Consider the following 23366-nt stretch of genomic DNA (forward strand, 5'->3'; position numbering starts at 1 on the left):
TGTGTAATCAAAAAAATAAGAACGTTAGAAACCCTTATATATCAAGGGTTCAACGTTCTTTAAGGAAGCGGGTGACGAGAATCGAACTCGCGACGGAAGCTTGGGAAGCTTCTGTTTTACCACTAAACTACACCCGCATAGTACAATAGAGAGTATAACGCTTTTTATTAAATCTAACAACCATTTATCCCAAACAATACAATTGACAATTTAACCAATACTGACTATCTTACAGATAAATAGAATCGTTCTTTCAGATCGGTTTATAAAGGAGTCTTACCCATGGAAACTTTAGCAGCCTTTCAAGAGGCTTTTAAAGACGAAGCCAACACAATCGTCTTCATCTCTTCAGAAACATGTAGCATTTGTCACGTAGATGAGCCCAGGGCACGCAAACTTGCGCAGGAATTTGAGATTCCCTATTATCACTTGGACATTATGCAAGAACCGGAATTGGCTGGCTTTTTTGAAGTCTTAACCGTTCCAGCCGTTCTAGTCTACCATGAAGGTAAAGAGATCGCTCGTCAAGCGCGCTTTATTGATTTTCATTCATTGGAAAAATTATTGCAGCAGCTGCCGAAACAATCAGAAGAAATCGATTATCAAGCCCTATTTAAATAATGTATTAACAAATAAAAAGACTGAGTCAAGGCTCAGTCTTTTTATTTGTTGTCTGTATTATGGTGCAAGAAATAGATCAATGTTTGTAATTCATTGGTTAGATCGACACTTTGGATAATAATATTATCGGGTGCTGTCAAACGAGCGGCTGTAAAGTTTAAGATACCTTTGATACCGGCAGCCACCAATTGATCCACCACTTGTTGCGCTTGTTGGGCTGGTAATGTCAAAATAGCAATCTCAATTTGTTGTAATTTGATTTGCTCCACCATATTGTCCAACGGATAAACAGGAATACCGTCCACAATGCGGCCAACGATATCCTCTTTGATATCAAAGGCACAGCTAACACGAATGCTATTGCTTTGGTGGAATTTAAATTTTAACAAGGCACTCCCTAAGTTACCGACACCGACTAAAGCCACGTTGGTTAATTGGTCGTCGTTCAAAATTTTTCCAAAGAAATGCATCAAATCTTCTACGTCGTACCCATATCCACGTTTTCCAAGTTCACCGAAATAAGAGAAATCACGGCGGATCGTCGCGCTATCTACTTGGATTGCCTCACTTAACTCAGTTGATGACACTTTCGTTTTGCCAGCGTTATTCAATATACGTAAATACCGATAGTACAACGGTAGTCGTTTGACAGTTGCTTTTGGGATTGAATGTTCTTTCACAATAACTCTCCTTTTACAAAAAATTTCGTAAATGTTGATTACTGAACTATAATAGCAAGAATGTTAGGTAAATTGCAACGCTCTTGCTCAAAATTTGTGAAAAAAATCACGATATAATAAAAATGACTGCTTCAATCGCGTCACTTTTTAAAATATGGTAGACTGAAGCTATTCGGAAAAATAAATTTAAGGAAGAAAATAAATGATTTTATTACAAGCAAATCAAATCGCCCGCTATTTTGGTGCGGATACATTATTTGAAAATATTCATCTGGAAATCGCCAGTAAAGGTCGTATCGGCTTAGTTGGCCGCAACGGTGCTGGAAAGTCGACTTTGTTGAAGATTATCGCAGACATCGAAGCTCCTGATGCTGGTCAAATCATTAAAAATAAGCAAGCAACCTTAGGCTATTTGGCGCAAGATACTGGATTGGATTCGAATGAAACTGTCTGGAACGAGATGTTGAAGGCGTTTGAAGGCGTTCGTAAGATGGAAGCACGAATGCGTGAAGTGGAGGTTGCAATCGGTGAGACCCCGGAAAGTGAGAACCGTTATGCTTCTTTATTGAAGGAATACGATCAGTTACAACATGATTTTAATGATCAAAATGGCTATGGGTATGAAAATGAAATCCGTAGTGTTTTGCACGGATTTAAGTTTGATGAAAGCTTTTATGACAAAGAAATCAGCACCTTATCCGGCGGCCAAAAAACCCGTTTAGCCCTTGCCCGGATGCTGCTGGTACGACCTGATATCTTGATTCTCGATGAACCAACGAACCATTTAGACATTGAAACATTGGCTTGGCTAGAGGATTATTTGCAAAGCTATTCCGGTGCTCTATTAATCGTCTCTCATGACCGATATTTCTTAGATCGGGTCGTAAATGAAATCTATGAAATTTCTCGCCATAAGATTCGCCATTATACAGGGAACTACTCTCGTTACCTTGATTTAAAAGCTGCGCAATTAGCGAGTGACTGGAAAGCCTATGAAAAGCAGCAAACCGAGATTGACAAACTTGAAGATTTTGTTGCTCGTAATCTTGTTCGGGCTTCCACCACCAAGCGAGCCCAAAGCCGACGAAAAACGTTGGAAAAAATGGATCGGCTGGATCGGCCTGATGGCAAAGAAAAATCGGCTACGTTTATGTTTGACATCGACAAAGTTTCCGGCAATGTCGTTTTACAAGTGGAAGAAGCGGCGATTGGCTATGCCGAAACATTGGCTGAACCGATTGATCTAGATGTACGCCGCGAAGACGCCATTGCGCTAGTTGGACCGAACGGAATCGGCAAATCAACCTTGTTGAAATCTTTAATTGGACAGCTTCCCTTCATTAAAGGCGAGCCTCACTTTGGGACCAATGTCTCCATCGGCTATTACGATCAAGGCCAAGCCGATCTGGATGGCAATAAAACGATTTTAGCCGAGTTGTGGGATGAACATCCAACCACACCGGAAAAAGATATTCGCTCTGTCTTAGGTGGCTTTCTTTTTAGTGGTGAGGACGTAGAAAAGACGATTCCTTTATTAAGCGGTGGTGAAAAAGCTCGTGTGGCATTAGCCAAGCTTTCGATGAACAAAGAAAATTTTTTGATTCTTGATGAACCAACAAACCATTTAGATATCGACAATAAAGAAGTGTTGGAAAATGCCTTGATTGATTATCAAGGTACGCTGTTGTTCGTTTCTCATGACCGCTACTTTATCAATCGGATCGCCAATAAAGTCATCGAGCTTTCACCAGAAGGTAGCAAACTGTATCTAGGCGATTATGATTATTATTTGGAGAAGAAACGAGAAGAAGAAGAATTAGCGGAGCTTTTAGCAAAAGAGGAAACGCCAGTTGCTGAACCAAAGAAAAAATTCTATCAAGACAAAGAACAGCAAAAATTAATTCGTAGTTTAAAACGTAAGATCGAAGCCATTGAAGAAAATTTATCCAACTTGGATGAAAAGATTGATCTGCTGGAAACACAGATGAGCCAGTCGGATATCTTGAATAATCATGTCCAACTGCTGGAATTGACTAATGAGCTTGAAGCAAAGAAAGCTGAGCAGGAAGAACAATTAGCCAGTTGGGAAGAGCTGAGTATGGAATTAGAAGAATTCGAATAATTTACAACTTTTGACCGATGACACCGCCCTCCTTTTTCGCTTTAATGAAGGAGTGGAGGTGTTTTTTTATGATACGGCGAAGACGTCCGGTTTCAATTTTTCTAGGATCTATTTTAATCATGGCAAGTTTAGGTATCTTTGCCATGCGCTTTTTAAATATAAATAGCAATGCTGACAGCCAGCAAGATTTCTCAGAAACAGCCAATCAGTACTTGCAAGAACATGGACAAGATTTCCCGCTGCTGCTCCAAACCGACCCTCGCTGGAAGGACACCGTCTATGGCAATGGATCGGATGAAAACAACTTGGCGATGAATGGATGTGCTATTACCTCTTTAGCTATGATCTTATCTTATTCGGAGCATCGAACCGTTTATCCCACCGAAGTGTTGCAGTGGAGCGGCAATCGTTACTATCAAACCGGACAAGGAACAGCCTGGTCTATCTTCCCTGCTTTTGCTCATAATTATGGGCTAACGATGAACGAGCTTGGAAAAAATCAGACGACGATTCAACAACATCTGAATCAAAACCAACCGATTGTAATTTCCGTTAAACCCGGCGAATTTACCGATGTGGGTCACATTATGGTCATAAAAAAAGATATTCAAAGTGATCAACTCATCATTTATGATCCTAACGATAGTCCATTAAAAGGACATTATCGACAAAAATATTCATTAGACCATTTAATGCCTCAACTGGCAAATGCTTGGGCATACACAAAATAGAGCGGACGCAAATGCGTCCGCTCTATTTTGTGGGGGTCTGCTTTTACAGAGGAAAAAGATATTTTTTAGGGTAACTCCATCATAAAGGATAGATTTGAAAAAGCAGTGAGCTTTTTTAGCTAAAGATAGAATAATTTATGGCGAAAGTATGAAGCTGATTCCTTTTTTTAGCTTTAAGAGTACATACCTAAAGCGTTTATAAAAATATAAACGATTCATTTACTATTTATTATTGTTATTAAGTTAGAATTTCGATTGATTGCATCAGCAACCCACTAAATTATATGCGTTATCTTAAAAATAACCTTAGCTAATTAATGTAAAAAGTACTAAAAAAAGGTTTACATATTTTGATTTAACAGGTATATTGTGGGTGTAAACTTTAAAGTATTTTTTACTTAAAGAGGAGGATTTTTATGTCAATCAACATAGACTCACAAGAATATTTAGACAAGATCGATGCGTGGTGGCGAACAGCCAACTATATTTCTGTTGCACAAATGTATTTGAAGGATAACCCCTTACTACGTCGGCCGTTGCAAAAAGAAGATTTAAAAACTCATCCAATCGGCCACTGGGGAACAATTGCCGGTCAAAATTTCCTTTATGCTCATTTAAATCGGGTTATTAATAAATATGACTTAAATATGTTTTATATTGAAGGTCCTGGCCACGGCGGACAAGTCATGGTTTCAAATTCCTATATCGATGGAAGCTACACTGAAATTTATCCTGAAGTAACTGAAGATGAAGCCGGCTTGAAACGTCTATTCAAAATGTTCTCATTTCCTGGCGGGATCGCTTCACATGCGGCACCTGAAACACCTGGATCCATCCACGAAGGCGGCGAATTAGGCTATTCCCTTTCTCATGCTACCGGTGCAATCTTAGATAATCCAGACGTGATCGCTGCAACGGTCGTTGGTGATGGTGAATCAGAAACAGGACCATTAGCCGCTGGTTGGTTCTCAAATACGTTCATTAACCCTGTAAATGATGGGGCTGTCTTACCGATTCTTTACTTAAATGGCGGGAAAATTTCAAATCCAACCATCCTTTCACGTAAAAGTGATGAAGATTTGACCAAATATTTTGAAGGAATGGGCTGGAAACCTTACTTTGTTGAAGGCAACGATCCTAAAAAAGTTCATCCATTAATGGCAAAAACGTTAGATACAGTCATCGAAGAAATCAAAACAATTCAAACCGAAGCACGTAAAGGCAAAGCTGAAGATGCAGAAATGCCTCATTGGCCAGTGATTCTTTACCGCACACCAAAAGGTTGGACTGGTCCTGAAACATGGGATGACGATCAAATTGCCGGAACTTTCCGTGCCCATCAAGTTCCAATCCCTGTTGATTCCGAACATATGGAGCACGCAGATAAATTAGTAGCCTGGCTGAAATCTTATCGTCCAGAAGAATTATTTGATAAAAACGGGAGAGTTGTCGATGAAGTCAAAGAACTTTCTCCAAAAGGCGAACATCGGATGTCAACGAACCCTATTACCAACGGCGGAATTGATCCAAAACCTATAAATATGCCGGATTGGAAAGCTTTAGCCATCGATACTTCTATGCCTGGAGCTGTCGTTGCTCAAGACATGATCGTCTTTGGTGGACAAGCCCGCGATATGATTAAAAACAATCCAAACAACTTCCGGATTTTTGGACCAGATGAAACCAAATCAAACCGTTTGAACAAGGTCTTCGAAGTAACGGATCGTCAATGGATGGAACCGAAAAACAGTACAGATGAATGGCAATCTTCTGTCGGCCGCGTGATTGACGGACAATTGTCCGAACATCAAGCAGAAGGCTTCTTAGAAGGCTATGTCTTAACAGGCCGTCACGGCTTCTTTGCCAGCTACGAATCATTCTTGCGTGTAGTGGATTCAATGTTAACTCAACATTTCAAATGGATGCGTAAAGCCAGCGCCCATTCATGGCGCAAGCACTACCCTTCATTGAATGTGATCTCAACATCGACTGTTTTCCAACAAGACCATAACGGGTATACCCACCAAGATCCTGGTGTATTGACTCACTTGGCTGAGAAAAAACCAGAATTTATTCGTGAATATTTGCCAGCAGATGCCAATAGCTTAATGGCCGTCATGGATAAAGCAATGCAAGACGAACAAGTCATCAATTTGATTGTTTCAAGTAAGCATCCACGTCCACAGTTCTATTCGGTTGAAGAAGCTGAAGAATTAGTCGATAAAGGCTTGAAAGTCATCGATTGGGCCAGCACCGATGGTGATAGTGAACCCGATTTAGTCATTGCAGCAGCTGGAACAGAACCTAACTTGGAAGCTTTAGCCGCTGTAAGCATCCTTAATAACGAATTTCCTGAGCTAAAAATTCGTTTCATCAATGTTGTCGATATCTTGAAGCTTCGTCATCCAAACATTGATCCTCGCGGATTAAGCGATGAAGAATTCGATGAGTTGTTTACGACAGATAAACCAGTCGTCTTTGCCTTCCATGGCTATGAAAATATGATTCGTGATATCTTCTTTGATCGTCACAACCATAACCTTAAAATTCATGGTTATCGTGAAAATGGTGACATAACTACACCATTTGATATGCGTGTCTTTAGTGAGTTGGATCGTTTCCATTTAGCACAAGATGCTGCCAACGCTGTCTTTGGCGAAAAAGCCGCAGAATTTGCAGAAACAATGGATAAAACCTTACAAACCCATCACGATTTCATTCGTTCAGAAGGAAAGGATCTTCCTTTAGTTGATGATTGGCAATGGGCACCACTAAATAAATAAAACTATACAAGAAGTCCCTAGAGCGAATTTTGCTCTAGGGACTTCTTTGTGTATTATAACTTATTGATTTTTTCTACTAAGGATTGGAGGATCTGATTCATTTTGACACCATTATCTTCCATAATCACTTTTTCAGACAAAATGAAGGAACCACCAATGCCTACAACATTTGGATTTTCAATGTATTCTAGAAAATTCTCTTCGTTGATCCCACCGGTTGGTAAAAATTTAATATCATAGAAAGGTCCGCTTAGCGCATTGATCGCTTTCAAACCACCATAAATATCTGCAGGAAAAAACTTAACTGTTTTTATTCCATAACTTGCGGCCTGCTGAATATCCGTTGGTGTTGCCGTTCCAGGAAAAATTGGGATTTCTTGCTCTAAACAATACTCGATTACTTCAGGTACCACAGATGGAGAAACAATAAAAGTTGCACCATTTTCAATTGCAATTTTTACTTCCTTCAATGTCCGAACAGTTCCTGCTCCTACTAATAATTTTCCGGAAGCAGACAATTGTTTGATGGCTTCACCGGCTAATTTGCTGCGAAACGTCACTTCAATCAAAGGCACGTGATTTTCTACTAAAATTTCCTCAACTTTAGGTATATAGCTTAAGTCAGTGGCAGTATAAAGAGGTAATAACTTCACTTCTTCTAGTGTTTGATAAACATTTTGCGACATTTTATTCTCTCACTTTCTGGCTTTTGCTTTAGTGATCGCTTCGTGTAGGCCTTGCATATAAGTGATTCCCATCGCGCGGTCATACAATCCGTAACCAGGCCTTGCAACTTCTCCCCACAGTGTACGACCGTGATCCGGACGAATCACGCCATCAAAACCAACCTCGATTAAGGCTTCCATTATTGCGTACATATCTAAAGAGCCTTCCGTTGACAAATGCGCTGTTTCTTTAAATTTACGTTCACCTAAAAATTCTACATTACGGAAATGAACGAAATTGATCCGGTTACCTACTTCATGAATGATCTTCACCATATCATTATTGGGGTCCGCTCCTAAGGCACCTGTACAAAGTGTGATCCCGTTGTAAGGAGAGTCCACCATACTAGTGATTCGTTTCAAGTCTGAAAGATTCTTTGTAATTCGTGGGAAGCCAAAAATTTCCCAAGGTGGATCATCCGGATGAATCCCCATTTTGACATCCGTTTCTTCACAAACCGGGATAATTCTTTCCAAAAAATACTTTAAATTTTCAAATAAAACATCTTCGGTAACACCTTCATACATCTCAACTAATGAATTGAATTTATTCAGACGCTCTTCTTCCCAGCCAGAAAGCTGGAAACCTTTTGATTGGCTGCTGATTAACTTGTACATATCTCCTGGTTCCATATTATCTACCACGGCTTGATCATACAATAGCGCCAAACTACCATCTTCATTTTCATAATTCAAGGTTGTTTTGGCCCAACCAAAAATTGGTTTAAAGCTGTAGCAAATCAAATGAACGCCGCACTCCGCTAAATTGCGGATAGTTTGAATATAATTGTCAATGTAGTGATCGCGTTCTGAGGTACCTGCTTTGATCGCATCATGAATCGCGACACTTTCAATCCCTAGTAATTCGATTTTTTCTTTTTCGATCGAATCCTTTAATTCCTGGATCTCTGCAACTTCCCAGACATCGCCTGGAAGTTTGTTTAATAACGTTCCAACAATCCCATTAATTCCGGGAATTTGTCGGATATCATTTGCTGTAATGGAGTCACCTTGCTCTCCATACCACCTAAAGCCCCACTTCATTTATCCAGCCTCCTGTTTGTTTAAAAATCATCCTCATCGTCTTCACCTTCAGCAACCTCCGAAATATGCCAACTGCTTAAGCTGCCTGCTCCTTGAGCAACAACTGCTTCCGCAATTTCTTCTACCGGTGTACTTAAAATCTGGTGATTGATCGTTTCTAACAACATTGGCAGATTCACACCACCGATGACATACACTTTTTCTTGCACTTTGCTGTCTAACTCATTGGTAACTAAAACAGCTTGATTATAAGGACTTGCGCTGACTAAATCCGTCAAAACCATCACACCAGCGTCTTGATTTACTTCATTAATCGCGTTTTTGATCTTTCCACCTAAAGCTTGAACATCGTCTCCTGCATTTAGATTGACGGTTACGATATTATTTGTTTCTCCTATGATGACTTCTGCAGCATCTTTCAAGCCATCACTTAATTTTCCATGTGTTGCAATTACGATTCCTAACATAGCGGCCCTCCTGATTTTTTATTGCAGCAAATCCGCAACCAGAGAAACATTTTCCATATTGATTTTTTTCTCTTTTAAATCAGCTTTCGCGAGATAAAAAGATTGATCCTTCTGGTCGATTCGCGCACTGAAAAGATAGCTGACTTTTTCATTTGATGCATGATACGTTACTTTTTCATGATCCATCTTGGTATTTGGGAACTTGCCCACTAAATGCAGCGGTGCCGAAGCGCCCACACTGTCCAAATAATAAATCTTGCAGCTGCCTTTGACTTGGCTTTGCAATTCTTCAAGTCCCGCATTCCCATAACTGCCTTCATCTAAAAAGGCATAGGCAACCGTTCCTTGATTATTTTCTGCAATCATTTTTAACATCGCTAAAATCGATGATGTATTCCGCACCAGTGTTTTTCGAGTAGATAATCCTTTCGTTATTTTCCCAAATAGAGCAAAATAACCGGCATAAATCGCCACTATTAAAAGGGTACTCAAAGAATTAAATTGAAAAGAATCTGGAGAAATACGCATATAGACCACTGTCCCTAGAGCACCTATAGCAATTGTCACCAGTGTACTCAGCAAAATAAAAGTGGTCGTTTTCTTCGCCTGGTCTTTCCGATCAAATAAATGATACGAACCGATGCTTTCAGGAGGTGTGTCATAGCTCGTACAAATGACGCGATTGGCCTTCTTAAGATTTCCTACATAGACGTTTCTTGCCGCGTATTTCTTTTGCTGGTTGTATTCTACTACGCGTATATCTTCACGTAATTTTGCAATGTCTGTCACTAGCGCTGTTAGAAATCTTTTTTTACTCTTTTCGGTACGCCGCAAGCGATAGATATATTGGTAACGAAACAACCAATCTTTAAATACCTCTGTCTGATCCAACGATTTCTCCTCCTGTTTTTATCGGTTTGGGTTAATTGATCTTAAAGCCCAAATTGTTTCAAGACATCATTTAAACTTGATTTTGGTGCGGATGGCGTCGCTTGGAAATAAATATCCTCTACACCATAGTTTTCATTCATATCTTTTAGTCTTTCCGCATCCTCTTTATTAAGATAAACTGATTTAGTTACCAGTAAATCCTTCTCAGGATCTTTTTGCGCAATCCCGCCAATGTTTAATTCCTTCATCGGTACCCCATGTTTCACTAAGTCATAGATAACACCTACTGTTTTGGTGATTAAGATGCAGTTATATTCTTTAAAATTAAATTCATCCCAATAAAACTTTGCTTTTTCCGGTGTGATCACGATTGTTTTTTGCCCTGTCCGTCCACCTGCATTCTTGTACAATTCACGCATAAATTTATCTTTTGCCACCACTTCATCTACTACAAAGATTGAATTTACGCCACTTTTTTGTGAAAGAGTCATCATTACTTGTCCATGAATCAAACGCTCATCTACTCGAGCTAAGTTAATTACGCCCATCTTAAACACTTCCTTCTATTTTTTATAAAATTCCAACTCCGGCTAGAATAATTAAAATCAAGGTTAGCCAAAGCAAGGCCTGCGTAACCTTTAATCCTTTTTTCGTATAGAACCAATAGACACCCATAACGACTGCCAAAGGTAAAATTCCTGGAACAATCTGATCAAGAATTTCTTGAATAACGAATTTCCGGCCTGAGATTGCAAACTTCAAAGTAGATTCTACTTTGACATAATTGCCGGCCAAAATACCCATCATGAATAAACCAAGAACTGACAGTGCTTCGATTGCAGTTTGAACGCCAGTACTTTGCATCAGACCTGTTGCGTTACGTCCCATTGTGAACGATTGTCTCGCAAAGAAGACTCCTAAAGCTGCTTGGTAAATGGCAAAGCAGACAAATGGGAACAAGGCCCCTAATGCACTTCCTTGTTGTGCCCATGGAACAGCGATCGCAATAAAGATATATTGAACCGTTCCTGAGTCGATGGCATCACCAATTCCAGCTAACGCTCCCATCAAACCTGCTTTTGTGTTGTACATCAAATCATCTTGCATCAAGATCTCTTTTTTCTGATACTCTTCTTCTGCACGTTGTTGTTCCATTGATGACATCAACCCGGTGATAACACCACCACCCCAACTTAGCTGAGTATTAAAGAATAGCAGTTGACGCTTGTAGGCTGCTTTTAAATCATCATCATTTTTGTATAATTTCTTCAAGATCGGCATCATCGCATAAAGTAGCGACGGTGCTAAATAGCGTTCAAAAGAATGAGGAATCTCATTGGCGAAATGCCATCTAAGATATGCTTTGGTTACATCTTTACTAGTAATCTCTTCAGGTGCTAGATTATTATTTGATACTTGATTTGTCGAAACTTCTTCCGTCATTATCTTTCCCTCCTATAAATGGCTTCCTAATTAGAACCCGTCATCGTAATCATCGTCGTCATCGTCAAAAGAAGTACTTGATCCGTCTCCTGCAGATTCAGCAGCTGGTGGCGTTCCTTTGCCGCCCTTTTGTGATTGAACGAAGATCAAGGCAATCAAGATGCCAAAGATCGCGTAAGTAACCATTGTGATTTCTAGTGATTTCAATACCACACTCATGAAATACGCAAGGAAGAAAAAGACCATATAATCTTTCCGACCAATAACATATACAGTTGTTGCGATCCCGATCGCGGCTAATCCGCCACCGACAACCTCTAGAATATGAATCACTACAGTGCCTTCCAACGCGTTAATGACATCTGCGATAATTGGTGCGCCTAAAAATAGGGCAATGAACACTAACGGTACAAATAAAACAAATGATGCCAACGTTGGGTATAAAATAATCGAGCGTTTCATTGCTTTTGCATTCAAATCTTCCACCGCTTTATCGGTGTACTTCCCTAAGAAAGTATTAATGAAGAAACGGAACTGATACAAATAGCTTCCTAACAAACCAACTGGAACAGCAACCGCGATCGCTGCTTCGGGTTTTAAGTTTCCTAACAAGGCGACTGGTACTGCGATCGCCGCCGCAATTGACGGTTCCGCCGGCATTGAACCACCCGGTGAGAAGACCCCCATATAAATCATTTGCAAAGCTGCCGTAACGATCATTGCTTGAGCAACATCTCCCATTACAATCCCGACAACTAATCCGGTCATTAATGGTGAAAAGCGCAAGGTTAAGGTAGCTCCTCCTCCTAGCCAACGTGACATTACTGCAGCGACCCATAAAGCAATCAACAGACTCTGCGTTACACTCAAAGTATTCATAATTTCCTCCTTCTAATGTGTACTTATATATTTTTCTAATTGAAACATTGATTCCTTCAATAAATTCTTCGTAATCGGGATGGGTAATAAATGTACCTTATCCTTCGAATCTACAAATTCTACGATCTGATCGATGACTGCCTTGTCAGTGGGAAATAACTCCATTTGCTGCAATGACATCGGTAAATTCAGTTCCCGATAAAAAGGCAAAAGCGCCTTGATCTGTTCCCATTTTTCTTCAACCGCTAGTTGATAAAAAATACCATAGGCCACTTTTTCACCATGTAAATAGTTATGACTAGCGGGAAGATATTTACTCATGGCATCGTGCATCGCATGGGCGATCGCATTTCTAGCGTATTTATCGCCTAATCCGCCAACTAATCCAGCAACTGCAAAAACGATTTCTGATAAATGAATAAATTCTTCCGTCGCAAGCCCCGCTTTCATATCGTGAATGGCCTTGGTTGAATCATTTAGGATTGCTTCCTTACACAGCACCGTCGTATAGGTTGCTACTTGTAAAAAGGGTTCGCAACGCAAATGATCTTGCTGCAAGATTGCATCTGATTCATACCATTTAGCTAACGTATCCGCGAGCCCAGCGACAAAATATTCTATCGGTGCATCTACAACCAGCTCCGGGTCTGTGATTAGAAAAGCTGCTTGCCGTAAAAAGTGTTCTGTCTTACCTTCTGATTCACCAGTCTCTTTATACATTACCGAAAGTGGCGTCCACGGCGCACAGTTACTCGCTAGTGTTGGAATCATACCAAAATTAGTATTCAACCGATGTGCCGCATAGCCCACTAGGTCCGTCAGCTTTCCACCGCCGACACCAATGATAAAATCAATCTGATGTTCCTCAACGTAATCAACAATTCGCGCTGCTCCATAGTAGCTGCACTCTCCAGTGTATTGCAGAAAGTGAAAATGGTACTCAGACGCATCAAGGAAACTTAGATACGGTTTTGCTTTCTCAAAAGAAATCTGTCCATGAACGACTAAAATGTTTTTAGCTGAGAATTCTTTTAAAATATCTGGTACAAATTCGATTGCGCCAACATGATAGCGATAAAATTGTGGGCCAACTTTGACCTTCAAATCTGTTAACATTGCTTTCCCCCTTTCACAAATCCTAAAATTTACTAATTCTTAACTGAAAGATTTACTATATGGCTGAACTGCTCGTTCAGGAATTTTTCCAGTGACGACATCCTCAATATCCCGCAGACATTTAGCGCCCATTTCTTGTAAGCATTCCATTGTATATGCCGAAGTATGCGGTGTCATTACGACATTGGCAAAAGTTAAATACGGATGATCCCGCCGACCTGGTTCTTCTTCCAAGACATCCGTCGCAAGTCCGGCGATTTTTCCTGATTTCAATCCTTTGATAGCCGCTTTTTCATCGATTAAGGCACCTCGTGCACTGTTAGAAATGTAGACATTGTCTTTCATTTGGGCGATTTCTTCTGTTGAGATCATGTGATAATTCTCTTCGTTCAAGCTGGCGCATAGACAAATTATGTCCGCTTCTTTTAATAGCTGGGGTAGATCGACTTTTTTCGCCCCATAGCTTTCAATGTGTAACGCTGACTTATACGGATCATACGCTAATACGTTGCAGCGGAACCCATTACGCAATGTTTCTACTACGCAGCTTCCGGTATTTCCCACACCAATGACGCCAACGGTTTTATTGAACAATGTTCGACCAACAAAATTTGCTCGATCCTCCCAGTTGTCATTCTTCACACTCAAATCAGCTTCAACTGTTTTTCTTAAAAGGGCTAATAAATTGGTAATATTATTTTCTGCTACTGCGTCTCGTTCTACTAGAGCTGGGATAATCGAAACAAGGGTATCATGTTCTTGCGCTGCATCAAGATTAATATTGTTATAACCAATACCATGTCTAGTAATTAATATAAGTTCATCTTTATGATCAAAAAATTCCTTCGTGAAAAATGGTGTGACACTTGCAATAACGATATTGTAGCCCTGCAACAGCTCCGCTAATTCTTTTCCGCCGACCTCCCCATCAACTGTAAATGAATTCACCTCACCAATTTGCTTTAGTCGCTCCAACTGATCATGAAAAATTTTCCCGAAACTACTTGAATTCACAATCGCAATTTTGTATTTTTCCATTTAATAAACTCCTTTTAAACTTCCTTACCCATCCATACGCAACAAATTTTCTCCCACGCCTAAAAATGGTACTTTCTTTCTTTTTAGAGTCATTCCTTTCTTAAAAATCCTAAAAACTGACAAAAAATTCCAGGAAACCGATTTCTGATACCGTATTCATCTGTCTGTCTTCATTATACAAAAAAATATTTTTTTGTAAATACAAAAAATAAAAAATATTTTTATTGATTTATTTATAATTACCTAGTATCTTATGAGTATCACTTACTTTACAAAGGAGTTGTGGACATGTCTAGCCCGATTAATTTACAGATTAAGTCGCTATATGAGGATTTCAGTCCTAAAGAGCAGGCTATTGCCACCTACGTATTAGAAAATCCAGACAAAGTTGCTCACAGTTCAATCAGTGATCTCTCCATCGAGCTAGGAATTGCTGATTCAACTTTTTTTCAATTTACTAAAACGCTAGGATATAGTGGGTTCAAAGATTTTAAGTTGGCTTTATTAAAACAGGAGAATGATTTGTCCGCTGTTACGATCCATGAAAACGTTCAGAAAGACGATTCTGTTTTAGTAATGGCTGAAAAAGTTTTTGATTCAAATATGAAAACATTAACGGATACGAGGAAACTTTTAAAGGAAGCAGATTTAAATAAAGCGATCAAGCTGATTTCCGAATCTAGAAGACTTTATTTTTTTGGTGTCGGCGGCTCTGAGATCGTCGCTACAGATGCCTATCATAAGTTTTTGCGCTCTCCTATTCCGGTAGGACACAGTACGGACTATCATATTCAGTTGATGGAAGCCTCTTTGTTAACACAAGCAGATTGCGCGATTTTGATCTCCCATTCAGGAAAGTCCAAAGAGACGATCCACATCGCGGAAGCAGCTAAGAAAGCCGGCGCCAAAATAATCGTAGTAACTAGTCAAGCAAATTCACCATTAGCAAAATTGGGTGATGTCGTTTTTATCTCGATCTCGGAAGAAATTGAATTTCGGTCTGAAGCACTTGCCTCGCGAATCGCGCAATTAAGCATTATTGATTCACTTTTCGTCATACTGATGTTCAATAATCGTGAACAGGCGCAAGATACAATCACAAAAGTCCGAAGTGTCATCCTAGGAATAAAGGAAAAATAAAACCCTCACCTCCGAAATAGTTGAAAATACTATTTGGAGGTGATTTTTTTATGACTTTCTCCATAGCTTAAGTTTACCTGCTTTCACTGTCTCAACCGACTAAGCGGCTAAAAAGCTCATTTTTATTTTTTTACCATTCATAAGGTAATAGAAAAAATTCCTGATGGATTACTCAGGTTAGTAATCCATCAGGAATCCTTTTATAAAACTATGGTATTGCAATCACTAATACACTCTGGCTTGTCCTTCATTAAAAATTATTCTTTGCAAAAGGCCGTTTCACGATCCAATAAATAAGGTCGATAGTAAGCCAAGACATCATTTAACGGTAGAATTTCTTCTCTAAGTTTGATCCCTAGCACCTGCTTTAAATACGTTCGTCTGCGAACCATTCGCTCCCAGACTTCAGGATACTCAGTTTCCAACGCATAACGCAATTCACTATCGGCAATCGCCACGCCATCCTCACAGCTAGCTCCACCGTAACCCGCTACTTTCGGGATAATATCAATCTGAAAAAGCTGACCGCTTTTGATTTCAGCGTTGCTCTTTTTTGAAAACGGTGACGACATCCATTCTTCATCCGCGACGAAATGACCTGGATTCAATTCCCAATGATAGTCGGCTTGAGGCAAGGCCGTTTCAATCGCTTCATAAAGTTTACCGGCTGCCATTCCGATATGGATTTTTTCTAGCCACGTACAAAAAGCAGAATAGTATGGTTTCGCTACCTGCTCTTCATAATCCCACACGGCTTCCGGCAAGTCTGACTTAATTTGGGCGACATACGCCGCACGACTTGATAGGCCGCCTTTATAACCCACAGAGGTCGAAAAAGTCTCTCCCAACTCAACTTGTTTGTTCCTTGGATACAGCGTCGCATTCGTAAAACGAGTGCCTGACGCACAAATGGTTGTGATTGTATTCGGCTGACCAAATTGTGCCAAGTTTCCTGCCAATTCTAATTCGGTCTTTCCCAGCTCAACACTATTCATCGTATTTAAGATGCCCATGCCCGCTAACGTTGCTCCATATTCGTAGTGAGCAATCTCATTTGCGTTATTTATCGTACGTATTCCATTACTCGCTCCAATCAACAAATCAGCACCATTAATTAAGCATGCTTCATCATTAATCACCTGCTTTAAGCTATCAACAATAAAATAAGGCAAATCAAATAATTTTTGATTGTTTTCAACGGTTGAGGTGAAATTTTTCCAACCAATCACTGCTACCTTTTGTCCTTTTTCGATTCCAGCTTCTGTCAAATAATCTTTGAAAGAAGCATCATCCTCCATTGGCTGATTGGGTAGAGAAAAGAATGGGACATGAATCAATTGGGTTTCCAATCTAGCATGTTGTACCATCTTTGTATTTTCATTACCCAGTAATAAAAAGGCCTGCCCAGTTTGATGAATCACTAATAGTGCTTCTTCAAACCGCGGAATAAACCCAGTGAAGTATTCGAAGTTCGATCCATGTTCTCGATCCCCATAAATTACTACCGTATCAATTTTCTTTTCCTCCATCGCCACGAGTAAAGCTTGTTTTCGTTTAGCCATCGTTTCATCTGATAACTCGATAGGAACGATGTTCTTTGTTAATTCTGGCTGCACAATTTTCTTGGTAATTATTCGCATAATTTCTCTCCTTTTATAGGGTCTTCTAACTATATCTGAACTTTCTCACAGGAATCATCTTATAACACATAGTAACATATTTACACTTCATTAATAACTTTTTAAAACAAATTACCAGAGCTTAAAATAAAAAAACATTATCCAACGATTTTTGGATAATGTTTTGACTACTCTATCAGCGATTATTTCTAGTAACAAAAAACTAATTGGCTAGACTACTAAAATATTCCCACCTGACTCACGATCATTTGCAAAAAAATCAAAGATCTCTGAATAATCAGTAATCACTGTATCAAAATCATGAATAAAACCAATCCCATATAAATAATTTTGGGCAATTTTACTTCGGTCAAAAACCAAAATTTTCTTTTTGCTTCTTGCCATCACCGCTTGCTTTGTAAAGGCATCCTCTTCACTATGCAGACTTACCCGGCCATTGGAATCCACGGCTTCTGCACCGATAACGCAATAATCAAACGATAAATGATTCATATAATTTTGTGTTTCCATTCCTAAAAAACCGCCGGATAATTCTCTGTACTTACCTGGAACTGAATGCAAACTTAAATTTTCTACCTTTGAAAGATGATTCATAACTAGTAACGAATTGGTGTAATAATTACAGCCAATCTTCTGCGTGAGTTCTAACGCAACATGAAGAACCGTCGTGCCTGTCTCCAAAAAGACCGAACTGCCATCACTAATTTCTTCCGCAGCCCTTTGACCGATCCGTTTTTTTTCGTTGACGAATAAATCCGACTTGACTGAGATCGGATACTCCAAAATATTGGAATCCTTATACATCGCTCCGCCATGAAAAAGCTGAATCACCCCGCGAGATTCTAATTCCTTGAAATCTCTCCCCACTGTCATTTTAGAGATGCCAAACTCTTCAGCAATTTCAGCGCTAGTGATGCTACCTTTTATTTTTACTTTTTCAGCAATCCATTCTTGCCGTTGTCTTTGATTCAACGTGGGTTCCTCCTCAACGCTTTACACTAAAATCTATTTTAACATGGTCACCTACTCATGTAATCTTTTTAAGAGTTTCATTCAGATGAAACCAGATTTCAAGCGATCCGTGGATCCATTAAATGTCGTTTGATTCTCATCAATTTAGACCTCTTCTATTAGTCTACTCAGCATTTTTGAAAACGTTTCATTTTCATAATTCTAGAGTATATGTATCACTTTTTTAGAACCTCTTGAAAGGCACTGAAAAAAACACGAGTATGAGCCACCCCTCAAAAATTAGAATAAAAATCTAACTTTTAGAGGATGGCTCATACTCAAGATTCTTTTTATGTTAAACATTTATTTTGTTAAACCCAATATACTAGTAGATCAAAAATCAGCTGGATTATTTTTTCATCCTAATCCTTTTAAACCGACACCCGAGTTGTCCTTATTTCCGATACATCTTAAACGATAGCAAATCAGCTTAAAGCACTGGTACAAAAGTATTTGAATGTTATTTTGGTAATTCAATCATTTCATGAGATAACGAAAGAGCATCTGCCTCTTTTACATTAAATGCCGATAAACGGAAAGAAAGCTTGAAGGCTTCAAACGTCGTACGATATTTCTCTAATTGCCATTGGCCACAAGAGTAACTTCCTAATGCGTTTTGCTTATAATCGATATTTACAACAACATAGTCCCGTTCAGTCAAATCACAAGTATGTTTGGCATTATCCAGGTCACGCTCTTCATAATAAGAAGTACTAAAATTAAAGCTGTCATTCGTCGAGGCAAACAAACCTTGTCCACGATCATCTGTTAGTCCCACCCATCGGGTATCCATCCTATTCCCATTTGCTTGAGGAACAACATAGTTGGTAAACATATCCCCTACCGTTGAGCTATAGACCCCTAGATAACCAGCTTCTTTTGAATCCGCATAATTTTCTCGCGGTCCTCGCCCTAGATATTTCACTTGATCTAAATCTTTATTTACATGCATAGACACACCTAAGCGCGGCAACATATTTGGCGCAGTATCGATTTTTCCACTAGGTGTACCTTCTATGTTAAATAAGATATCTCCGCTACCGCAAATAGTGTAAGTATACGTACACTTGTAATGCCAAGCGCTATTTGTCGTAGAATTGATCGTTTTGACAACGATTTGAATCGATTGATCATTTTCTTTCCATTCGAAGGTGTTCACGATTTCATGCTCTAAATGTAGGAAATATTTTTTCTTCATTTCATCGATGATTTCCATATCATTACTGATTGGTGCTCGCCACATCGTAAACTTGGGCCCTCGCTCAATAATCGTTTGACCATCACGAATTAATTGTTTTAGCGTTCCTCTGACCGTATCAAAGGTGACAGAGAAGTTTGAACCAAGAATTGTTACATTTGTTTCAGATTCTTTGATCTGCAGTTTCCCGCTAAGATCAACTTTGATTCCAGCTGTTTTTAACGGAAGTTCATAATTTGCGGACGCTAGTTCATATCCTTTTGGTGCATAAGAAGTCGCATCCTTCAATTGATAAGATAGGTTTAAAAAGTAGCTCGCACCAGGTTTAGGAGCAAAATCCACATGATAAGGAAGTTTCAAATTTGCCGATGTACGAGCTGGAATTGATGGCAACGCTATCGTTCCATCCTCAATTATTTTTTCATCCTCGATGATCGAATAATACAAGTCAAACATTTGTAGATTCTGGAAATCAAAGCGACTCAGCAACTCAATCTCACCTTTGTGTAGATCGATAGCTGTCGTCAATATAGGTTCAATTACTTTTTTGTATTCATATAAACTTGGTGAAGGCGTCCGATCAGGCATCAGCAGCCCATCAATACAAAAGTCTTTATTAGAAGGGTCATCTCCAAAGTCTCCACCATAGCGGTAATACTTTTCGCCTTCTTCTGTGTACGATTCAATTCCATGGTCAAACCATTCCCAAATGAATCCACCCTGCAACTTATCGTGGGCATAAAAGAGGTCTTGATATTCTTTTAAGTTTCCCGGCCCATTGCCCATTGCGTGACCATATTCGCATAAAATATGCGGTTTTTTTGACTCTGCAATGACTGTTTCCATCAAAGGCTTCTTCGTAGGATGCTCCAACCACGTATACATAGTCGAATAAATATCCGCTGCCTCTACTTCAAAATCACCTTCATAATGAACCAAACGAGAAGGATCTTTTTCTTTTGCAATCTCTGTCATTTTAACAAAATTACAACCAAAAGCAGATTCGTTTCCTAATGACCAAAAAAGAATAGAAGGATGATTTTTATCCCGTTCAATCATTCTGACCATCCGCGAAACATACGCAGTTTCCCACTCTGGATCATTGCTGATCCAATCGTATTTCCCAGTTAATTCAAAGCCATGACATTCCAAATCTGTTTCGTCAATTACATACATTCCATATTCGTCACATAGGTCGTAAAGATAATAAGAAGCCGGATAGTGACTAGTTCGAACAGCATTGATGTTGAACTGCTTCATCAAAATAATATCTTGTTCAATTTCCTCTTTTGAAACAACTCGACCATTTCTAGGATTGTAATCATGGCGATTAACACCTTTAAATTTGATTGCCACGCCATTCACTAAGAAAACCTCACCAGCTAATTGAATATTTCTAAAACCGACTTTTTGAGGAATAACTTCTACTAAATTTTCGGCTTCATAAACAGAAATCAATAGTTGATATAACTCTGGTGTTTCAGCTGTCCAATGGGCAACATCCGGTATTTCTAAATGTAGACGGCTTTGTCCGCTTGCTATTTCTTGACTCAACACTCTTTTACCAGCAGGGTCAGTCAACTCCACCTTAATTTGTTGCCCTTTTTCCTCACGTAGCTTGAATGATAGATCCAATAGACCGCTTCTATATTCGTCATCTAAATCAGCTGTTATAGTGAAATCGTTAATCCCAGCATAAGGAACTCCCAGTAATTCTACATCTCTAAAGATTCCACTAAGCCACCACATATCTTGATCTTCTAAATACGTCCCGTCAGACCATTGGTAAACTCGCACCGTTAAATCATTTGTGGTTTCTTTCTGAACAAGTTCGGTAATATCAAACTCGGATTCATTTCTAGCACCCTTGCTATAGCCGACCTCATGGCCATTCACCCAAATGTGGAAAGCTGAATCTACACCACAAAAACGTAAAATAATTTTCTTACCATTAAAGCTTTCATCAATGGTAAATTGCCGCTTATAGATTCCAGTCGGATTTTCTGTTGGAACATACGGCGGATTTATCGGAAAGTTATACCATAAATCAGAATAATGCATCTTGCCATAACCTTGGACCTGCCAATTTCCAGGCACTTTAATATCAAACATCTCTTTCGTATCAAAATCTGGCTCATAAAAGTTGGTAGGACTGTATTCAGGTGCATCAAGTAGTAAAAACTTCCAAATCCCATTCAGATTTTTAAACGCATGTGTGTATTTATTTTCATTTAATACTGCTTTCTCTTTAGTAGGGAAAGTTAAAAAATGTGCACGCGGTTCTAACCGATTGATATGATCTAATTGATAGTTTTCCCAAGTTTTCATTTACCTGTCACCTCTACGTTTGTTCCTTTTCCAAGAACAGATTTTCTTTCATAACGATTCCAGCAAATCCAAGCGAAGCCCATAAATACTACTAATCCAACAACATTATATAGAAGCATTCCAATCGGACTGGCTTCGCCAGCCGGCAAGGTTCCATTCATTTCTGCTCTTATCAGCTGCGGATCAGGAACCGTAGACATGAAAAAGACGAAAATGAAAATCAGCAGCAAGACGATTCCTGCAAATATCCCAAATGACCGGCTGCCGAATCGGAAACTGCGAGGCATAGCATCTTTTTTTAAACGTAACCCAATGTATGCGACTAATAAAAATAATATCGGTAACAGAGATGTAGAAGCTGTCATATTGATCAATGTTGAAAGAAAACTGTCCATGTTGCCGATGCCTAATGCCGGAATGATTAATAGCATCGTAACGATAAACCCTTGTACGATTAAAGCATTTGTAGGATTTCCTTCTTCATTGGTTCTAACCAACCATTTCCCAAAGACACCTTCTGGAATTTCCGAGAAAAAGACCTTCACAGGTGCTGCAGTCCACAGTGCTAGTGATCCAAGACTACCGATAAATAGAATTAATCCAACGAGTCGTACCATCACACTACTAGGAATATTGAAATGCGTACCTAAAATTTTAAATATATCAAAAATACCATTTGAGAAATTCCCCTTTAGAACATCTGTTGGCACGACAAAACCAACTGCTACAGCCCCCAAAACGTACATAATTCCAACAGCAACCGTTGCGCCAATCATTGTACGAACGAAGGTTTTATTTCCTCCCTTCACGTCCTTAATGTACACACCAATACTCTCACCGCCACCGACAGCCTGCAAAATCCAAGCCATCGTCATGAAAAAGGTCCAGTTAAAACTTGGCTTAATCGCTTGCATTGTAAATTCCTGAGCTGGCTCTTTGCCAAAACCAAAAACAACGATAAAAGCTAATACAACAAAAGCAACCCCCATGAACAAACGAGCACTCCCAGCAAAACTTGTAACCTTCGAAATCCACGATACGCCCTTAATACAGACCCAAGTCATTAGCCAAAATAGCACAATCGAAATACCTGCGATAATAATCGTGCTGTTTCCGCCTTGAAACACATTGGCTCCTACAAAAGCATAGGAACCGTAAATCAACGTATTTGGCAATAACGAACAAAAGAAAAATAGATTAACAAAGAAATAAGACCAAGCACCTAAAAAGGCCCATTTTTCACCTAGAACAGATTGTAGCCAACTGTGAACCCCCGATTCCTTTCCTGAATTAGCAGAAGCGAATTCTGCGATCATCAAAATAAAAGGTAAAAAATAAAAGATACTACCAAACAAATATCCGGGGATTGTTGACAAGCCAATTTGAATACTATTGTTGACAATGCTAGGAAAAGCAAAGACCGCCGAAAAAGTCATCAACATTAAAGCAACCGATCCCAAGCGTTGTCTCGAATTAGAATTTTCCATCTCAAACATCCTTTCAAGTTTT

Annotated in this window: 19 protein-coding genes and 1 tRNA gene; 5 read left to right on the plus strand and 15 right to left on the minus strand. The window is 39.3% G+C overall.

The genetic code is table 11. The features are described from left to right. Nucleotides 1-66 precede the first annotated feature (66 nt). A tRNA-Gly gene (locus FFM67_RS09025) sits at nucleotides 67-137 on the minus strand. Between the two features lie 145 nt (nucleotides 138-282). On the opposite strand from FFM67_RS09025, the gene FFM67_RS09030 reads away from it, so the two are divergent. Further along, complete coding sequence (locus FFM67_RS09030) at nucleotides 283-621, plus strand: thioredoxin family protein (RefSeq protein ID WP_137614242.1); 339 nt, start codon at nucleotides 283-285, stop codon at nucleotides 619-621. A 41-nt stretch (nucleotides 622-662) separates the two neighbouring features. On the opposite strand, the gene FFM67_RS09035 is transcribed toward FFM67_RS09030, so the two are convergent. Then, a complete protein-coding gene (locus FFM67_RS09035; RefSeq protein WP_137614243.1) occupies nucleotides 663-1301 on the minus strand; it encodes a redox-sensing transcriptional repressor Rex in 639 nt (212 codons plus the stop codon). 202 nt (nucleotides 1302-1503) lie between these two features. Here FFM67_RS09035 and FFM67_RS09040 point away from each other — a divergent pair, with 202 nt between their 5' ends. The 3 genes from FFM67_RS09040 to FFM67_RS09050 all read left to right on the plus strand — a co-directional run bounded on the left by FFM67_RS09040 (nucleotide 1504) and on the right by FFM67_RS09050 (nucleotide 6937). Then, nucleotides 1504-3423: an ABC-F family ATP-binding cassette domain-containing protein gene (locus FFM67_RS09040; RefSeq protein WP_137614244.1), complete on the plus strand. Its 1920-nt coding sequence runs from the start codon at nucleotides 1504-1506 to the stop codon at nucleotides 3421-3423. Nucleotides 3424-3491: 68 nt separating this feature from the next. Beyond that, on the plus strand, nucleotides 3492-4154 hold the full coding sequence (locus tag FFM67_RS09045) for a C39 family peptidase (protein WP_137614245.1): 663 nt from the start codon (nucleotides 3492-3494) through the stop codon (nucleotides 4152-4154). Nucleotides 4155-4570: 416 nt separating this feature from the next. Further along, the gene (locus tag FFM67_RS09050) at nucleotides 4571-6937 is read left to right on the plus strand and encodes a phosphoketolase family protein (protein ID WP_137614246.1); all 2367 of its coding nucleotides are present in this window, start codon (nucleotides 4571-4573) and stop codon (nucleotides 6935-6937) included. Between the two features lie 53 nt (nucleotides 6938-6990). Here the strand turns inward: FFM67_RS09050 and FFM67_RS09055 are convergent, their stop codons facing one another. The 9 genes from FFM67_RS09055 to FFM67_RS09095 are packed head-to-tail and all read right to left on the minus strand — an operon-like array spanning nucleotide 6991 to nucleotide 14540. Then, the gene (locus FFM67_RS09055) at nucleotides 6991-7623 is read right to left on the minus strand and encodes a bifunctional 4-hydroxy-2-oxoglutarate aldolase/2-dehydro-3-deoxy-phosphogluconate aldolase (RefSeq protein ID WP_137614247.1); all 633 of its coding nucleotides are present in this window, start codon (nucleotides 7621-7623) and stop codon (nucleotides 6991-6993) included. A 9-nt stretch (nucleotides 7624-7632) separates the two neighbouring features. Beyond that, on the minus strand, nucleotides 7633-8706 hold the full coding sequence (gene uxuA / locus FFM67_RS09060) for a mannonate dehydratase (protein WP_137614248.1): 1074 nt from the start codon (nucleotides 8704-8706) through the stop codon (nucleotides 7633-7635). A gap of 20 nt (nucleotides 8707-8726) precedes the next feature. Further along, nucleotides 8727-9173 (minus strand): PTS sugar transporter subunit IIA, encoded by a 447-nt coding sequence (locus tag FFM67_RS09065; protein ID WP_137614249.1) that lies wholly within the window; start codon nucleotides 9171-9173, stop codon nucleotides 8727-8729. Nucleotides 9174-9191: 18 nt separating this feature from the next. After that, nucleotides 9192-10064 carry a hypothetical protein gene (locus FFM67_RS09070; RefSeq protein WP_137614250.1) on the minus strand — a complete coding sequence of 291 codons (873 nt, stop codon included), beginning with the start codon at nucleotides 10062-10064 and terminating at the stop codon, nucleotides 9192-9194. Between the two features lie 41 nt (nucleotides 10065-10105). Next, nucleotides 10106-10612 (minus strand): PTS sugar transporter subunit IIB, encoded by a 507-nt coding sequence (locus FFM67_RS09075; RefSeq protein WP_137614251.1) that lies wholly within the window; start codon nucleotides 10610-10612, stop codon nucleotides 10106-10108. A 22-nt stretch (nucleotides 10613-10634) separates the two neighbouring features. Beyond that, entirely contained in the window at nucleotides 10635-11507 is an 873-nt protein-coding gene (locus FFM67_RS09080) for a PTS system mannose/fructose/sorbose family transporter subunit IID (RefSeq protein ID WP_137614252.1), read from the minus strand. 30 nt (nucleotides 11508-11537) lie between these two features. Further along, nucleotides 11538-12386, minus strand: a complete 849-nt coding sequence (locus FFM67_RS09085; RefSeq protein ID WP_137614253.1) for a PTS mannose/fructose/sorbose/N-acetylgalactosamine transporter subunit IIC — start codon at nucleotides 12384-12386, stop codon at nucleotides 11538-11540. A 12-nt stretch (nucleotides 12387-12398) separates the two neighbouring features. After that, complete coding sequence (locus FFM67_RS09090) at nucleotides 12399-13502, minus strand: iron-containing alcohol dehydrogenase family protein (RefSeq protein ID WP_137614254.1); 1104 nt, start codon at nucleotides 13500-13502, stop codon at nucleotides 12399-12401. 39 nt (nucleotides 13503-13541) lie between these two features. After that, complete coding sequence (locus tag FFM67_RS09095) at nucleotides 13542-14540, minus strand: D-isomer specific 2-hydroxyacid dehydrogenase family protein (RefSeq protein WP_137614255.1); 999 nt, start codon at nucleotides 14538-14540, stop codon at nucleotides 13542-13544. 288 nt (nucleotides 14541-14828) lie between these two features. Between FFM67_RS09095 and FFM67_RS09100 the strand changes: the two genes are divergently transcribed. After that, nucleotides 14829-15680, plus strand: a complete 852-nt coding sequence (locus FFM67_RS09100; protein WP_137614256.1) for a MurR/RpiR family transcriptional regulator — start codon at nucleotides 14829-14831, stop codon at nucleotides 15678-15680. Nucleotides 15681-15937: 257 nt separating this feature from the next. Here FFM67_RS09100 and FFM67_RS09105 read toward each other — a convergent pair whose 3' ends face one another. The 4 genes from FFM67_RS09105 to FFM67_RS09120 all read right to left on the minus strand — a co-directional run bounded on the left by FFM67_RS09105 (nucleotide 15938) and on the right by FFM67_RS09120 (nucleotide 23344). Beyond that, nucleotides 15938-17320, minus strand: a complete 1383-nt coding sequence (locus FFM67_RS09105; RefSeq protein WP_137614257.1) for a M24 family metallopeptidase — start codon at nucleotides 17318-17320, stop codon at nucleotides 15938-15940. A gap of 210 nt (nucleotides 17321-17530) precedes the next feature. After that, the gene (locus FFM67_RS09110) at nucleotides 17531-18292 is read right to left on the minus strand and encodes a DeoR/GlpR family DNA-binding transcription regulator (protein WP_137614258.1); all 762 of its coding nucleotides are present in this window, start codon (nucleotides 18290-18292) and stop codon (nucleotides 17531-17533) included. Between the two features lie 499 nt (nucleotides 18293-18791). Beyond that, nucleotides 18792-21857 carry a beta-galactosidase subunit alpha gene (gene ebgA / locus FFM67_RS09115; RefSeq protein ID WP_137614259.1) on the minus strand — a complete coding sequence of 1022 codons (3066 nt, stop codon included), beginning with the start codon at nucleotides 21855-21857 and terminating at the stop codon, nucleotides 18792-18794. Beyond that, nucleotides 21854-23344 carry an amino acid permease gene (locus tag FFM67_RS09120; RefSeq protein ID WP_137614260.1) on the minus strand — a complete coding sequence of 497 codons (1491 nt, stop codon included), beginning with the start codon at nucleotides 23342-23344 and terminating at the stop codon, nucleotides 21854-21856. The genes ebgA and FFM67_RS09120 overlap by 4 nt, the downstream gene beginning before the upstream one ends. Between the last annotated feature and the right edge of the window lie 22 nt (nucleotides 23345-23366).

The organism is Enterococcus viikkiensis, from assembly GCF_005405345.1.
In the GTDB taxonomy this organism is placed as follows: domain Bacteria; phylum Bacillota; class Bacilli; order Lactobacillales; family Enterococcaceae; genus Enterococcus_A; species Enterococcus_A viikkiensis.

Coding starts and splice junctions, on each gene's coding strand:
- FFM67_RS09075 (WP_137614251.1), bottom strand. CDS start 10,612: ATGGGCGTAATTAACTTAGCTCGAGTAGATGAGCGTTTGATTCATGGA.
- FFM67_RS09085 (WP_137614253.1), bottom strand. CDS start 12,386: ATGAATACTTTGAGTGTAACGCAGAGTCTGTTGATTGCTTTATGGGTC.
- ebgA (WP_137614259.1), bottom strand. CDS start 21,857: ATGAAAACTTGGGAAAACTATCAATTAGATCATATCAATCGGTTAGAA.
- FFM67_RS09090 (WP_137614254.1), bottom strand. CDS start 13,502: ATGTTAACAGATTTGAAGGTCAAAGTTGGCCCACAATTTTATCGCTAT.
- FFM67_RS09065 (WP_137614249.1), bottom strand. CDS start 9,173: ATGTTAGGAATCGTAATTGCAACACATGGAAAATTAAGTGATGGCTTG.
- FFM67_RS09055 (WP_137614247.1), bottom strand. CDS start 7,623: ATGTCGCAAAATGTTTATCAAACACTAGAAGAAGTGAAGTTATTACCT.
- FFM67_RS09050 (WP_137614246.1), top strand. CDS start 4,571: ATGTCAATCAACATAGACTCACAAGAATATTTAGACAAGATCGATGCG.
- FFM67_RS09030 (WP_137614242.1), top strand. CDS start 283: ATGGAAACTTTAGCAGCCTTTCAAGAGGCTTTTAAAGACGAAGCCAAC.
- FFM67_RS09120 (WP_137614260.1), bottom strand. CDS start 23,344: ATGGAAAATTCTAATTCGAGACAACGCTTGGGATCGGTTGCTTTAATG.
- FFM67_RS09045 (WP_137614245.1), top strand. CDS start 3,492: ATGATACGGCGAAGACGTCCGGTTTCAATTTTTCTAGGATCTATTTTA.
- FFM67_RS09080 (WP_137614252.1), bottom strand. CDS start 11,507: ATGACGGAAGAAGTTTCGACAAATCAAGTATCAAATAATAATCTAGCA.
- FFM67_RS09040 (WP_137614244.1), top strand. CDS start 1,504: ATGATTTTATTACAAGCAAATCAAATCGCCCGCTATTTTGGTGCGGAT.
- FFM67_RS09100 (WP_137614256.1), top strand. CDS start 14,829: ATGTCTAGCCCGATTAATTTACAGATTAAGTCGCTATATGAGGATTTC.
- uxuA (WP_137614248.1), bottom strand. CDS start 8,706: ATGAAGTGGGGCTTTAGGTGGTATGGAGAGCAAGGTGACTCCATTACA.
- FFM67_RS09105 (WP_137614257.1), bottom strand. CDS start 17,320: ATGCGAATAATTACCAAGAAAATTGTGCAGCCAGAATTAACAAAGAAC.
- FFM67_RS09095 (WP_137614255.1), bottom strand. CDS start 14,540: ATGGAAAAATACAAAATTGCGATTGTGAATTCAAGTAGTTTCGGGAAA.